Origin of the sequence: Bartonella numerosa (genome assembly GCF_037070845.1) — a bacterium.
Lineage (GTDB): Bacteria > Pseudomonadota > Alphaproteobacteria > Rhizobiales > Rhizobiaceae > Bartonella.
The window spans coordinates 154807-169202 of record NZ_JAYMZI010000002.1 but is presented as its reverse complement, the minus strand read 5'-3'; the positions used below and the strand labels follow the sequence as shown (position 1 = coordinate 169202).

Genomic DNA, 14396 nt, shown 5'->3' with positions numbered 1-14396 from the left:
ATTTCCAGAGCCGGTGGCTCATTTATAAAACAACCACGTGCCGTCTTTTTTTTCTGAAGCTTCAGAACAAATCGACTACAAAAGTTTCTTCTCTTGATTATAACTCATTTTACGTGCTTAATCCACAAACTAGCAACGCAACTGGAAAGATGCTTTCGTAAACCTCATCTGTATACAACAGGACAGCGATTTCTCTTCCTTACTTAACCAAGCTGGTTTGCATTTTCCCGTTAGGTGAGTCGAGAAATCAGGATTTTAGATATATTCCTGCGATCCATTTCAACGACTTTAAAACGCAACCCATCAGCTTCAAAACTTTCACCTTCATTTGGCAAATAGCCAAAACGCCAAAGCATGAATCCAGCTAGGGTGGTATAACGATCTGCTTCGTCGACAAGGTTACGCTCAAGGAAGCCACTTAAACGACGAATATCAGCGTATCCTTCAACGAGAAAGCTTCCATCTTCAAGCTGTTCTGCTACTACGAGTTCCTCATCATCATCAGGAAAATCACCTGCGATAGCCTCAAGAATATCCGTTGGTGTTGCAATACCCTCAAAAGACCCATGCTCATCAACAATAATCGCAAGTTGAATCGAAGAACGTCGTAATTGCTCCATCAACCGTAAAACGCTCGTATTTTCATGAACCACGAGCGGTTCACGCATAGCCTTTTTCCAATTGATCTTTTTTCCCTCGGCCAAATTCAAAAGAAGATCTTTGGTCAAAGCAACGCCGACAAATTCATCCACTTTATCACGAGCGAGGATCAAGCGACTATGTTTAACTTGTTGTAATTCTTCACGCATTTCATCTTCGTCACCATTTAAATCCAACCATTCAATCTCATTACGCGGTGACATAATGGATCGAACAGGCCGATCCGCTAGATCAAGGACACCACGAATCATCTCTTTTTCTTCCGGACGAAAAATCTCCGAAGCAGCAGCTTGTTCGGCGATCACATCTACGGTTTCACTGAGATTTCTGTCTTTTTTTCCTCCTCCCAAAAGCTTCAAAACAGCATCAGCCGTTCGACTGCGCAAATCATTTGTTGTAATCATTTTTTCACGATTATGACGCCCAATTTGATTAAAAGCCTCAATGAGAACAGAAAAACCGATAGCCGCGTACAAATATCCCTTCGGGATGTGAAAGCCAAACCCCTCAACAATCAGGGTGAAGCCGATCATCATCAAGAAACCAAGACAAAGAATCACAATGGTAGGATGACGATTGACAAAACGCATAAGTGCGCCGGACCCATACATCATCACACCCATAGCAACAACCACCGCTATATACATGACCGCCGCCTGCTCTTTGGCAATCATACCCGTTGCAGTAATGATACTATCGAGGGAAAATACCGCATCCAATACAACAATTTGAATGATTACCTGCCAAAAAACAGCGTAAGTAAGGCCTGTTTCTCTTTCGTGCGCTGCACCTTCCAACCTTTCGTGTAACTCTAATGTTCCTTTTGCCAACAAAAAAGCCCCACCACCAATCAAGATGAAGCTATGCCAACTAAACATAAAGGATGAGATAGAGAGAATTGTCGTATCAAGACTCATTACCCACCCGATAACTGTGAGAAGGAAAAGCCGCATGACCAGTGCCAAAGACAGACCCACCAGCCGCGCGCGATCGCGCAAATGCGACGGTAATTTCTCGGCTAAAATTGCAATAAAGACAAGGTTGTCTATTCCCAAAATAATTTCTAGAAAAATCAACGTAACCAAGCCAAACCACGCATGGGGATCAATGATCCACTCCATCAAAGCCCACCCTTTAAAAACTTAAATGCGTGTAATCGATAAAATAAATTCATGGACCTTCACTCTCAGAATTTATAGCAACGCTAAACGCAAACAGACCACATCCAAAAGCGAAAAGCAGCGCGACATCACCTGACCGCACGTGATCACTACTAATGGCTGGGAAGCAGAACAATGAACCGTGCCCCCCGAACTTACAAGAAGGCCTTTCTGAATTTTGCTCGGGCATTACGCTCGATAATCCTCCAACTATAATCCCTCTTCAATGACCGGAATGTCCATTTATAGAGACTCTCATAATGGTTCTATTTTTGCATAATATCAAGAGGTAGTATGACATTTTTAGCCGCGCATCTAGTCAGCTATGACCGTACTGTTTTTATTAAAAACGATGAAACCATCTAGACATCCTCCTCTAAGAACGTTATAGAGGCGTTCTTCCTGCCCTCTTAGGAGTTGTGGGTGATTAGCTCAGTCGGTAGAGCAGCTGACTCTTAATCAGCGGGTCGTGGGTTCGATTCCCTCATCACCCACCAATTGAAGTTAGTGGGTTAGTGTTTTTTTCCTTTTTATGAAAGCAACCTTCTGCCGAGTCTTACGCGATTTAGTGTTGAAGTTTGTGTCAATTTATTTTTTGAATAACCCTCTGCAGAGATTTTTGACAATGCTTGAAACATCTTCCTTACGAGGATTTATTTTATTCGTTGTTTTTTTCCGCAAAGATAGAACAGCCCAGTTCATAAAGTGATTGACGTAGGTCTTTATCTGTAATCTCTTTGATCATCTTTTCTACGCGCTTTTTATCTCCTTCATTCGGAGCCAAGTGCACTGGTAGATCCTCCATCGTAGAAGATATGTGCCTTTGCTTGATTTTGATACGATCAATGGCAATATATCCAAAAAATGCATTAATTCTATGAAGAAGCTCGTCTGTTTCATGAATTAACTTTAATGCTGCAAACCCCTCGCAAGCCACAACGAGCGTTGCCGGCTGAAAAGGTTCGTCTGGATTGGAGCAACCTTTCCAAATAATTTTAAGCGGCACTGTATGCTTACCGACATCGTGACCTACAATCTGCTGCCAATTCTTCACGAGCATCACGTTAAGACCTGCTCGCTTGCGTAAAACCGGATCAAGAATTTCGAATAAAGCCTCAGAAAGAGGATAAAAATGATGTTTCTGAAATTGTTTGCTCATGCTTTAATTTCGGTTTACACTAGGATTCGTATCGGTGTATTTTTCAAAGAAGCCATCCAGAGGGATTCCGGTCCCCGTTGGTTGGTGCTTTTTGTTCCGCTAAATCGCGGCAACGCGGCGAACGACCCCTTCTTCTATCAACAGAAGTTATACCCAAACAGCCGCACGCATGCAACACAGCCGCCCCCTTTATGTGAAGCCGACTGAATATTTTTCAAATATCTGGCATATCATTTATAGCTAGAAACAGAAGAGGCTCTCCTTGAATTTGCGAGAATCGAAAACATTATCTTGCAGCCTTTCCGCTTTATAAATTTTCTTCATAGTGATCGCAGCGATCCCCAATACTCCAATAAAACAAATCAAAATGGAACAATATGCTCGGCAATTCTTAGCAACATGAAAGTTTTAACAGTCTAAATTTTCAATTTTGCACCCATTGAGCAGCGGCAAACGGGCAACAACGGCGTTCCTGCTCCGAAAAGATCAAGAAAAGAATTAACCACACGCCTCAGCTCATTTTCACTTCCAGCATATATCCAACCATCTCACTTCTAAAACTCAAACCAGCTATAGATATCAAAACTGAAAATCACCCCCTCAATTTTAGATAAAGCCTCTAGATATTTACAGAGAGAGATACCCAAATCTCCGACAGCTGCTGATTTAGAATTTTAATATATCCTTAAATGCCGACATTGATGATAATCTTGTAAAAATTTGCGATGCCGCCCAGAACAATCAACGGTAATTCTAACTGACAGTACCAATCTTTTCTAAGAACTCCCCGCATTCCGGTAAACGATTCCGCATCAATCTCATGAGGGGGCGCCTTTAATAATTTTTTAAAAAGATTCGACCAACCGTTTTTGTTATCAATAACCAGCAATTCCAGCCCCAGCATGAATCACCAAAATGCTATGCTTATACTCATAGTTTCTAATCTTTTACACCGAAGAAATAACACAGGATAATGGAGTAACGCGCCTTTTTAATTTTCCTATGTACAATCAAGAACAGCAACTTTGAGCTTCCCAGAATGCGCTGAAGAGCATTTTCAAAAACATATTCGCAGTAGTATTCCGCATGAAAAATGCAACGAATAGAGCGTGATTTTGTCTTTGGAAAAATCAGATTTTGTAAAAGCTAAAAATTCCTTGGTAATCGCTCATTCCAGTATAAGGCCCCACCCGCGCATCATTCTCTAACATCTATATTGGAGGAATACCCTCATGATTCTATTGTATTCATTTGTTCCACTAAAACATTTGACGACATGGCAGCACCTGATGACATATCTATATTGCGCAATAAAAAAATGAGTATAAAAACCTTCGTAATGTATATGATAATTATTATAGCAATCAATTGTTTAACTATTTTAGGCTGTTTATTAAGGATTACATTAAGTAATTAGGCATACCGACGAATATCATCAATAAAAATATTTTCTGTATTATTATAGGACATAACCGGCATTTTTCTGAGTCTATGACCCCAAAAATCACGAGAAAATTGTTACTATTATTTCATTTAAATTTATAATTTTGATGAAAAATCAGTTTATATATTTTTATCAAAATATGAAAAATAAATATAAAATAAACGAAAAAATCTTGCTTCCAAAATGATAATGCTTATAGAAATTAGGACAGATTTAATGGTGTATGCATTGGGAATATTGTAAACATGCAATTTACTGCGTTCGAGCTTGAAAATTTTAGAGGGATTTCAAATCCTGTAAAGATAGATATGACGGATGGGAATCCATCTCTCCCTTTTGTCATTATTGGGGATAATGAAGCAGGAAAAACAACGATACTTGAAGGTATTCGTTTAATATACCGTCTTTGTTCTGGAGAAAAATTAGACGAATATTCTATTACTTCTATGCGCCCTAAGGCACCTTATTTTAACAAGGATACCATTCTAACAGCGTACCTTTCTTATAGCGAAAACGAAAAAAAAGCACAGCGGAAAAGACAGGATAATTCTCGGACAAATAACTCAGATAATGACGAGATGTTTAAGGTTTCCTTTGCTTATCATTTTAACAATAGCAAATGTTATGGGTGTTCTGTATTAATTAATGGTAGAAAAGTGCAACCAGAAAATGAGATTTTAGAATGGATAAAGGAATCTATACCTGAGATTATCTATCACGGTGACTTTATTTGTGAAGTACCTGATAAAATTAGGTTTTTAAGGAGCTCTTTTCTCGATAGTTCTGGCTTGACTATCCAAGAAGATGAATTTTTAAAATCAGAAAAAAATCGTCGGTGGCAAGCTATTATTAATGATATCTTTGTAGGATGTTACCATAGGAGCAATGATGGTGTATCTTGTGACGGATTGGATTGTGATATAGATTTCCAGAAGAGTGTTATCGATTATGCCGATGAAGATGCTGTTCGTCAGAATTTGAGTGCTATTAATTCTTACTTAAATTCAGTAATCGGGGAGAATTGGTCGGATATTAATGGAGGTAAGGGGCAATCTGACTTTTATTCTTTAGAACGGATCAGTAACGGCGGTAACTGGGCTGTAGATTTTCAGTTGCACATTTTATCAAGTGATAGATATTTTTCTTTACATGAAAAAAGTAAGGGATTCCGTTGGTTCTTCTGTTTTAAACTCCTCACAGAGATTCGCGCTAAATCAAACAGAAATAAAAATGGAATTGTCTTTCTTCTAGATGAACCAGCATGTCATCTACACATTGACTCACAGAGAAAAGTTTTAAGTTCTTTAAAGGATTTGTTAAAATCAGAGAAGAATAAGGTAATTTATTCAACTCATTCGCCTTATCTTATTAGTGATGCATACGAAAATTTGTTTTCTGTACGCAATGAGATAAACAACAATATGCCCCCTAGAATTGTCTGTGAAAAAATTTCGGATTTAGAAACGTTAACGGAAGAGAACAAAAGATCTGTTCATCCTATCATTCAAGCGGAGTGGATAAATTGTCTTAAGTATAAAGACAGTGTCTTAAATTTTCTGAAGGAAACCAGTGATGGTTTAGGATACGCAACTAAAATTATTTCCTTCTTTAAATTATTTTTGTAGCAGAAACTGTCGCTCTGTATTTCTTAGGATGATAATTTTTTTACATTCCATGCGACGTGATGTGTTCGTTGTTTTTTTGTGTAGATAAGGCGCCGGGAAAAGTGGAAACATCGGTGTCGGCTGAGAAGAAATGTTCTCCTGGTGTTAATTTATAATCTTCATCAGGCCTTATCTACTTGAGTCTTTTTCGCAATGACAGCAGATAATTTTTAAATCAGATCGGCATTTGAGTGAGGAACAGTAACTGTGCATTAGTGAAATGTTTAATAGTGAGTTTTTCTTTGCCGTTGGCACCGATATAGGCTGATCTTGATGCTAGGTACATCTTTCATGAATGGTTGTGTGCTGATTTTGTCAAGAAATCTAAAAACAGCTTCAATGAAGATGGTTAGGGTGTTCTGGAAGGGGTATTTTTCGATTAAAGTCTTTACGACTGCATCTAACTTAGAACATGATCAATTTAACATAACATATTATAATAAAAACATATATCTTAAAAAATTTCTTACAAAAAATTTGGCTTTTAGCTCATTTTTTAAATTAAATTTCATAACCCTTAACGTCTGAAAAGAAATTTGTAATGATCCATTTCATATCTAAAAAGGCAATCATGCAGCTCTTTCGTTCCACATTTGAAAATATACTTTAAGGTAGAAGATAACCTAATTGTTTATATGAAAGTTATTTAATAACTAACTGATATTATTAGCACATGTCATCTTACCAACTACAAACCCAACCACTGTTTCTGCACTAAGTCCAAACAATTTCAACTGTAATATCTTTACTTGCCTCTTACCTAAGCATACTCTCCCATTTTCTAATCAAAATACCAAATCAGATACTTCTGTGCTCTGTTTCCCCCACACGCAAAACATCTTCTAAAGTTCACACCTGAGCTGTACAATTAGCAAAACTGTAGCGAACTCCCTTATATAAGAATCACCCCCCCCTTGGATTCCAGATCACAGAATCAATCTTCCATTCTAACGTCTGTTGTACTGGATGAGAAAACCGCGTGAACAGTCTAATATGCGAACAACATCTCCTCGTATCTACCCCGTTAATATCGCTATCTTACCGCAGGATTCACCACATTTTTGACATCTTTTATGCATTTTACGCAAGATCACGAACGCCGTTAAAAATGTTTTTCTCCTTTACAACCTAGTCCTATTCATGCTTCCATGTGCAGAATTGCATTTTTTAGCATAATTGTGTCTTAAAATAATAAAGGGACCCTCCAAAGAATGGATTATAAAAAAAAATCAAATGAACGCCGACGCAAAAAATTACACCGCGGATTAGAAACTCGTCACGTGCAACTCATAGCTCTTGGGGGTGCTATCGGAACGGGTCTTTTCATGGGATCAGGAAAAGTAATTAGTGTTGCTGGCCCGTCGATCCTGTTGGTCTATGCTATTATTGGCTGCGTCCTCTATTTTGTTATGCGTGCTATGGGCGAATTATTGCTCTCCGACATGCAATACCGATCATTCATTGACTTTTCCTCTGATTTGCTGGGACCAGGAATAGGATTTTGTATAGGCTGGACCTATTGGCTATGCTGGATTGTAACCGGAACCGCAGAGATTATTGCCATCATCAATTACACACAGTTTTGGTGGCCTTCATTTAATCCCTGGATCATCGCTTTCATTTTTATTATTTTCTTTTTGATGTTTAATCTTCTCGCCGTAAAGCTGTTCGGTGAGCTTGAATTCTGGTTTGGCCTCATAAAAATTGTAGCAATTTTAGCTCTAATTATCGTTGGATTGTCTATGATATTTACCGGCTTTACCTCTCCAAATGGAACCGTTGCTTCTTTTGAATACGTCTGGAATGATGGAAACCTCTTCCCTCGAGGTATAACAGGTTTTTTCGCTGGGTTTCAAATTTCTATTTTTGCTTTTGTCGGTGTCGAACTTGCTGGAACTGCTGCGGCTGAGGTCAAAGAACCTAAAAGAATCCTCCCAAAAGTAATTAATTCAATACCCATTCGCATTGTACTATTTTACATACTTTCTCTTGTTGTGATTATGTCAGTTACACCTTGGAATCAAATTAGTCCGGACAAAAGCCCGTTTGTTTCTATGTTTTTGCTCGCCGGCGTTCCTATAGCCGCTAGCTTAGTAAATTTCGTTGTTCTAACATCGGCAGCATCTTCCGCAAATAGCGGCATTTTTTCCACCAGCCGCATGGTATATGGGCTTGCAACTAAGCGAGGAGCTCCTCGCTTTTTGGGAAAACTCTCAGCTAACCATGTCCCGGCCAATGCACTATTATTTTCTTGCTTATGCATCTTATTAGGATACACAATTTCATCTCTATCTCCGAACGTCATATACGCTTTTACGGTCGTGACCACCATCGCAGCAATCTTGTTTATATTCGTGTGGTCCATAATTTTGATTAGTTATATTGTTTACCGCCGTGATCGCCCTATGCAGCACGTTGTATCCATATATAAGATGCCGGGTGGTTCTGTAATGTGTTGGATTCTCTTGGTTTTCTTTGCTTTCATTATCTTTTTGTTGACACTAGAACCTGACACATTAGTGGCTCTAAAGTATACTCCACTGTGGTTTATTTTCTTGGGAGTCATGTATTTTATATTTAGAAGGAATAGTCTTTTAGAAAGCAAAAAATAGAATCTGTACATAAAATAATACATCAAAAAAGGGCGACTTTTGTTGCCCTTTTTTGTTCGAAGTATAAAAAAATATATTTCACGCGCAGTGTTTTACAAAATTTAATTGCGCTTCTTATCGACCAGAGCATTAGACTTGATCCAAGGCATCATCGCGCGAAGTTTCTTGCCAACTTCTTCAATGCGGTGAGAATCATTTAAGCGCCGCATAGTTTTAAAATGAGCAGCACCACCTTTGTATTCTTGAAACCAGTTTGATGTAAATTTACCAGTTTGAATATCTTTTAAAATACGTTTCATTTCCGCCTTAGTTTCATCAGTAACCACGCGCGGACCGGATATATATTCGCCCCATTCAGCTGTATTGGAAATCGAATAATTCATGTTCGCAATACCACCTTCATAAATGAGATCAACAACCATTTTAACCTCATGTAGACACTCAAAATAAGCCATTTCTGGTGCATATCCTGCTTCCGTCAATGTCTCAAAACCTGCACGGATGAGCCCGACAAGGCCACCACAAAGGACAGCTTGCTCACCAAAAAGATCTGTCTCACATTCTTCTTTAAAAGTTGTTCCAAGAATGCCAGCACGCCCACCACCAAGACCACATGCATAAGATAATGCTATATCATGAGCATGCCCCGAAGCATCCTGCGCGACAGCGATTAAACAAGGCACACCACCGCCATGTTGATATTCGTTGCGCACTATGTGGCCTGGTCCTTTGGGAGCAATCATTACAACATCAACTGTTTTCTTAGCTTCGATCAAACCAAAATGAACATTCAAACCGTGAGCAAATGCAATCGCGGCCCCATCACGTAAATAATCATGAATATGTTCTTTATAAATATCAGCCTGCAATTCATCGGGTGTCGCCATCATAATGAGATCAGCCCATCCCGCAGCTTCAGCAACACTGACAACATCAAAACCGTCTGTGATAGCTTTTTTAGCTGTCTCTGACCCTGAGTATAAAGCGACCCTCACATTTTGAACGCCAAAGTCTCTCAGATTCAGAGCATGCGCGCGCCCCTGCGAACCATAACCGACAACAGCTACTTTTTTTCCTTTAATTAAATCAGCGTTCGCGTCACCGTCATAATAAACAAGCATGAAAATATTTCCTTATATTTGCGTTAAAACTATAATAAAGACCGAATTTAGAATTTCTTATTCAATAAAAAACAAAAGCCGCCCCTGGATGTGGATGCCCCACAAGCCACCAAGGCGCTGCTCAACGATAACATAGCGATCAAATAATATCTAAAATTCGCGTATTGTACACAAAAATCGCGTATTTCATCGATCTTCTCGAAAAAGGACGCTCAGCCTCTGTTCTGCGAAAGATGCCGCACGACAGGATAATAACGCTTCCGAAAATAGGCGTCCTGGGGTCTTTTTGCTTTTCACCCCGTACAAGTGCAATAGCTGTACTGTCAGGATACAAGAATATGAAGAGGTTATGACAATAATCGGACGAAACGCCGAACGGTTTCGTACATCCCATACTCCAGCGTATCCGCAATGAGCCCGTGGCCAATGGAAACTTCGTTAATCCAAGGAATACGATTGACGAGGGCAGAGAGGTTATCAATCGTTAAATCATGGCCTGCATTGACTCCTAATTGCAGCTCTTTAGCCTTCTTTGCTGCTAAAACTAGTTTATCCAATTCCTGACGCTGCTTCGTTCTATCATTGAGCGTACTACCGTAAGGCCCAGTATAAAATTCGACTCGGTCAGCACCAGTAGCTTTAGCAATGTCAAGACCGTCCACGACGGGATTAGCAAATAGGGATACTCGGATTTTTTTCTCTTTTAGGCGTTTAACGATGGGAATCAAAAACTCGGAATCGTGAAAAAAATCCCAGCCATGATCAGACGTTGATTGGGCTGGATCATCAGGAACGAGGGTGATCTGGTCGGCGTATTTTTCCGCAAGACTTAAAAATGCATCACTTGGATAACCCTCAATATTAAACTCAGCAGCAGGCGAAGTGCTACTGATTAAATGATGTATTTCCGGAAGATCAGAAAAACGGATATGTCGTTCATCTGGTCGAGGATGAACCGTCAAACCCGCTGCACCAGCCATAAGCGCTATACGCCCAATATTTTTTATATCCGGCCACGGGAGATTACGCCGATTGCGCAAAACAGCAACAGCGTTGAGATTAACTGAAAGTTTTATCGCCATCGTACGCCCTTATTCCCTACTCAATATTTTTAAAATAAAAAAGCACACTTGCTAACATAACGCCAGATAACAAAGCATTTTTTCTTTATCGAACAATCGTTAAACGCTCTGCTGCACGCGTAATTCCAGTATAAAGCCAACGCGCATGCATATCACGGAAGGCAAAGCTCTCATCAAATAAGACCACGTTGTCCCATTGAGAGCCTTGTGCTTTATGTACAGTCAACGCATAACCATAATCAAAATCATCGTATCTTTTTCTTAATTGCCAAGAAACATCATTATCAGGATTTTCAAAAACTGCTTTTAAAAGCTTGATCTTCACCACACCACGGTCGCTTTCCTCTGGCTTAACGAGGAGATTAATGCCCGGCTTAACCGTTTGTTTTTGTGAAGTCAGAACTTTCCACAAAGAACCATTTAACACACTTTTAGCAGGATCATTACGTAAGCATACAAGTTTATCCCCCGCTTGTGGATAATCTGCGGTAAATCCCTTTAATTCACGTAAACGTCTATTATAAAGGTGGCGTGTACGATTTATTCCCACCAAAAGCTGGTTAGCATCTAACACCAACTGTTGATTTACCTCTTTGCGTGGAATAACATTAGCTGTCCCATAGTGTCCGTAAGAAATACCCCGTCCCTCGCGTACATCCATAGCTAAACGAATAATAGGGTTGTCGCGTGCTTGTCTGTGAATTTCTGAAAGAAGAAAATCTGGCGCGCCATTGGAAAAAAAACCACCACCTGATATGGGAGGCAACTGCCCCGGATCACCGAGGACAAGGATTGGAGTTCCAAAGCTCATTAAATCACGCGCCAATTGCTCATCCACCATTGAACACTCATCGATAATAATAAGCTTAGCTTGTGCAGCCAAACTTCTACGATTCAGCGTAAATGTCGGGGTAACAGACTTTTTTCCCGTAACTTCATCGGAAATCTCTTCGTCTCCACGATGATGATAAATCAATGAATGAATGGTACAAGCGTTGCTTGCACCTTTAGAGCGTAAAACCTGTGCTGCCTTCCCCGTGAAAGCAGCGAACTGGACAGAGCCATCAACTGTGTCCGCAAAATAACGAGCGAGTGTCGTTTTTCCCGTTCCGGCGTAGCCAAAAAGACGAAAAATGGGAGAGCGCCCACCCTTCAACCACTCAGAAACGGCCCGCAGCGCATTATCCTGTTCTGGTGAAAACTGCATAATCTGTCAAAATGAGGTGTGTATAAAAAGGGAGGACATTTTTAAAATAGAACAGTCACGAAAAAAAATCTTTTCCATTAAAGCCTCCTATAAGCTATCCAACCACTCTCTCACAGAATTATTTTCAACCTCTGTACCAATTTTTACGCAAAATGCCATCATAACCAAAAAATTGTGTCCGAACAAAATTTATACTGATTGCCCAGATCAAATTCCATTCTCATCAAACATAGCGTACCATTTCTACAACAGTAAAAATACAAATAGCCCGATACACTGAATAAGCTCCTTACACAAATATTTTTCCTTCGGTAGAAACGGCATTCGCGAAAGATTCATCACTGGCTTCATCAGGCAATAACATCTGATTATGTGCACATCCAGACGGGATCATTGGAAGACAATTTTCTAAATCATCCACACGACAATCAAAGAGAACTGGCCTATCACAATCAACCATTTGCCGTATTTTTCCATCAAGCTCATCTGGTTTGGAACAACGAATACCAACAACTCCGTAAGATTCTGCCAATTTCACAAAATCAGGCAAAGTTTCTGTGTAAGAATGAGAAAGACGATTTCCATGCAGTAATTGCTGCCACTGGCGGACCATGCCCATATACTGATTGTTTAAAACAAAAATTTTCACAGGTGCTTTGTGTTGAACCGCAGTTGCGAATTCTTGAATGTTCATCTGAATTGAAGCATCGCCGGAAATACATAAAACAAGCGCGTTAGGATGTGCGATTTGTGCACCAATAGCAGCAGGGAGGCCATACCCCATAGTCCCAAGTCCTCCAGAAGTCATCCAGCGATTTGGTTCATTAAAGTGATAGCGCTGTGCAGCCCACATTTGGTGCTGTCCGACGTCAGTTGTCACATAAGCGTCCACATCTTTGGTAAGAGCATAAAGCCGTTCAATGGCATATTGTGGCATAATGACATCTTTTTTCTTGGCATACGCTAATGAATTACAACTTCTCCAGCGATTAATTTTATCCCACCATGCTCCACGATCTTCGCTCTTAAATATTGGCTGGTTTGCGCGTAAACGCCGTATAATGTCTCCCAAAACATAGTCAACATCTCCAACAATAGGAACTTCTACTTTGACTATTTTATTAATGGAAAAAGGATCAATATCAATATGGATAATACGCGCGTGAGGTGCGAACGCATCGAGCCGCCCAGTGATACGGTCATCAAACCGCGCACCGACAGCCAACATGACATCGCAGTCATGCATCGCCATGTTAGCTTCATATGTTCCGTGCATCCCCAGCATCCCAAGCCAGTTTTTACCAGAAGCAGGGTAAGCGCCAAGCCCCATTAACGTCGAAGTAATCGGAAAATTCCCCAATTGAACCAAATCACGTAAAAGCTGCACGGCTTTTAAACCTGATAAAATAACACCGCCACCAGAATAAACAACAGGGCGCTTTGCCTCCATAAGTAGGGAAGTAGCAGATTCAACAGCCCCCATATCCCGTATCAGCTTTGGATGAGAATGCGCACACGCCGGCACTTCAGGCGCTCTATAAATACCAGAAGAAAGTTGAATATCTTTAGGAATATCGACTAAAACCGGACCTGGACGTCCCGATTGTGCAATGTGAAAAGCCTCGTGTATAGCCGCAGCAAGACCATTCACATCCTTCACGAGACAATTATGTTTCGTACATGGCTTTGTAATACCCACTATATCAGCTTCTTGAAAACCATTTGTTCCAATAATTGTTGTTGGAACTTGGCCAGATAAACAAACAATAGGTAGAGAATCCATCAATGCATCTTGCAGAGGTGTCACAGCATTAGTGGCACCCGGACCGGAAGTCACAAGCATAACACCAACCTTTCCTGTGCTTCGTGCATAACCCTCAGCAGCATGCCCCGCAGCCTGTTCATGACGAACCAAAATATTCTGGAGTAAATCCTGTTGGTAAATAGCATCAAAAATAGGCAGAACAGCCCCACCAGGATAACCAAATATATGCTTACTCCCTTGATCAATAAGAGCTTGAACCACTATTTCAGCTCCTGACATCAACGTCCCGTCTGCGCTCTCTCTCATTCTTGGATAACCCATTATTCTTTTCACCATTTTATTTTGTGGCGCAATAAAAAAGCCCCACAAAGGAGCTCATTTAGTGCACACCACACCCCCCCCTGCCATTTCGAGTGCGCAACACCGCGTGGTGTACAACGCAGCATAATACAATCATCTCTTACAGTAAGGAGAGGACCCTAATTACATCAATTCTGTTCGTCAACAAAAAACTCCCTTTAA

The 14396-nt window shown here is 40.3% G+C and carries 9 protein-coding genes and 1 tRNA gene; 3 read left to right on the top strand and 7 right to left on the bottom strand.

The annotated features are described in order from the left end of the window. Window positions 1-230 precede the first annotated feature (230 nt). Window positions 231-1781 carry a TerC family protein gene (locus tag WCP75_RS01905; protein ID WP_336276561.1) on the bottom strand — a complete coding sequence of 517 codons (1551 nt, stop codon included), beginning with the start codon at window positions 1779-1781 and terminating at the stop codon, window positions 231-233. A 460-nt stretch (window positions 1782-2241) separates the two neighbouring features. On the opposite strand from WCP75_RS01905, the gene WCP75_RS01900 reads away from it, so the two are divergent. Continuing rightward, a tRNA-Lys gene (locus WCP75_RS01900) sits at window positions 2242-2317 on the top strand. A gap of 161 nt (window positions 2318-2478) precedes the next feature. Here WCP75_RS01900 and WCP75_RS01895 read toward each other — a convergent pair. Continuing rightward, complete coding sequence (locus tag WCP75_RS01895) at window positions 2479-2979, bottom strand: DUF721 domain-containing protein (RefSeq protein ID WP_336276560.1); 501 nt, start codon at window positions 2977-2979, stop codon at window positions 2479-2481. Between the two features lie 685 nt (window positions 2980-3664). Further along, complete coding sequence (locus WCP75_RS01890) at window positions 3665-3883, bottom strand: hypothetical protein (RefSeq protein ID WP_336276559.1); 219 nt, start codon at window positions 3881-3883, stop codon at window positions 3665-3667. A 785-nt stretch (window positions 3884-4668) separates the two neighbouring features. Here WCP75_RS01890 and WCP75_RS01885 point away from each other — a divergent pair. Together WCP75_RS01885 and WCP75_RS01880 are read left to right on the top strand one after the other, a co-directional pair. Beyond that, window positions 4669-6048, top strand: a complete 1380-nt coding sequence (locus WCP75_RS01885) for an AAA family ATPase (RefSeq protein ID WP_336276558.1) — start codon at window positions 4669-4671, stop codon at window positions 6046-6048. A 1250-nt stretch (window positions 6049-7298) separates the two neighbouring features. After that, the gene (locus WCP75_RS01880) at window positions 7299-8699 is read left to right on the top strand and encodes an amino acid permease (RefSeq protein WP_336276557.1); all 1401 of its coding nucleotides are present in this window, start codon (window positions 7299-7301) and stop codon (window positions 8697-8699) included. A 101-nt stretch (window positions 8700-8800) separates the two neighbouring features. On the opposite strand, the gene ilvC is transcribed toward WCP75_RS01880, so the two are convergent. The 4 genes from ilvC to WCP75_RS01860 form a co-directional block, all read right to left on the bottom strand. After that, window positions 8801-9820: a ketol-acid reductoisomerase gene (gene ilvC / locus WCP75_RS01875; protein WP_336276556.1), complete on the bottom strand. Its 1020-nt coding sequence runs from the start codon at window positions 9818-9820 to the stop codon at window positions 8801-8803. Between the two features lie 347 nt (window positions 9821-10167). Further along, window positions 10168-10902, bottom strand: a complete 735-nt coding sequence (locus WCP75_RS01870) for a pyridoxine 5'-phosphate synthase (RefSeq protein ID WP_336276555.1) — start codon at window positions 10900-10902, stop codon at window positions 10168-10170. A gap of 85 nt (window positions 10903-10987) precedes the next feature. Continuing rightward, window positions 10988-12109 carry an ATP-dependent DNA helicase gene (locus tag WCP75_RS01865; RefSeq protein ID WP_336276554.1) on the bottom strand — a complete coding sequence of 374 codons (1122 nt, stop codon included), beginning with the start codon at window positions 12107-12109 and terminating at the stop codon, window positions 10988-10990. 289 nt (window positions 12110-12398) lie between these two features. Beyond that, complete coding sequence (locus WCP75_RS01860; RefSeq protein WP_442894936.1) at window positions 12399-14210, bottom strand: acetolactate synthase 3 large subunit; 1812 nt, start codon at window positions 14208-14210, stop codon at window positions 12399-12401. Window positions 14211-14396: the final 186 nt, after the last annotated feature.

What these genes read in the sequence shown, in the direction of transcription:
- WCP75_RS01895 (WP_336276560.1), bottom strand. Translation starts at nt 2,979, where the DNA reads ATGAGCAAACAATTTCAGAAACATCATTTTTATCCTCTTTCTGAGGCT.
- ilvC (WP_336276556.1), bottom strand. Translation starts at nt 9,820, where the DNA reads ATGCTTGTTTATTATGACGGTGACGCGAACGCTGATTTAATTAAAGGA.
- WCP75_RS01865 (WP_336276554.1), bottom strand. Translation starts at nt 12,109, where the DNA reads ATGCAGTTTTCACCAGAACAGGATAATGCGCTGCGGGCCGTTTCTGAG.
- WCP75_RS01885 (WP_336276558.1), top strand. Translation starts at nt 4,669, where the DNA reads ATGCAATTTACTGCGTTCGAGCTTGAAAATTTTAGAGGGATTTCAAAT.
- WCP75_RS01880 (WP_336276557.1), top strand. Translation starts at nt 7,299, where the DNA reads ATGGATTATAAAAAAAAATCAAATGAACGCCGACGCAAAAAATTACAC.
- WCP75_RS01890 (WP_336276559.1), bottom strand. Translation starts at nt 3,883, where the DNA reads ATGCTGGGGCTGGAATTGCTGGTTATTGATAACAAAAACGGTTGGTCG.
- WCP75_RS01905 (WP_336276561.1), bottom strand. Translation starts at nt 1,781, where the DNA reads ATGGAGTGGATCATTGATCCCCATGCGTGGTTTGGCTTGGTTACGTTG.
- WCP75_RS01860 (WP_442894936.1), bottom strand. Translation starts at nt 14,210, where the DNA reads ATGGTGAAAAGAATAATGGGTTATCCAAGAATGAGAGAGAGCGCAGAC.
- WCP75_RS01870 (WP_336276555.1), bottom strand. Translation starts at nt 10,902, where the DNA reads ATGGCGATAAAACTTTCAGTTAATCTCAACGCTGTTGCTGTTTTGCGC.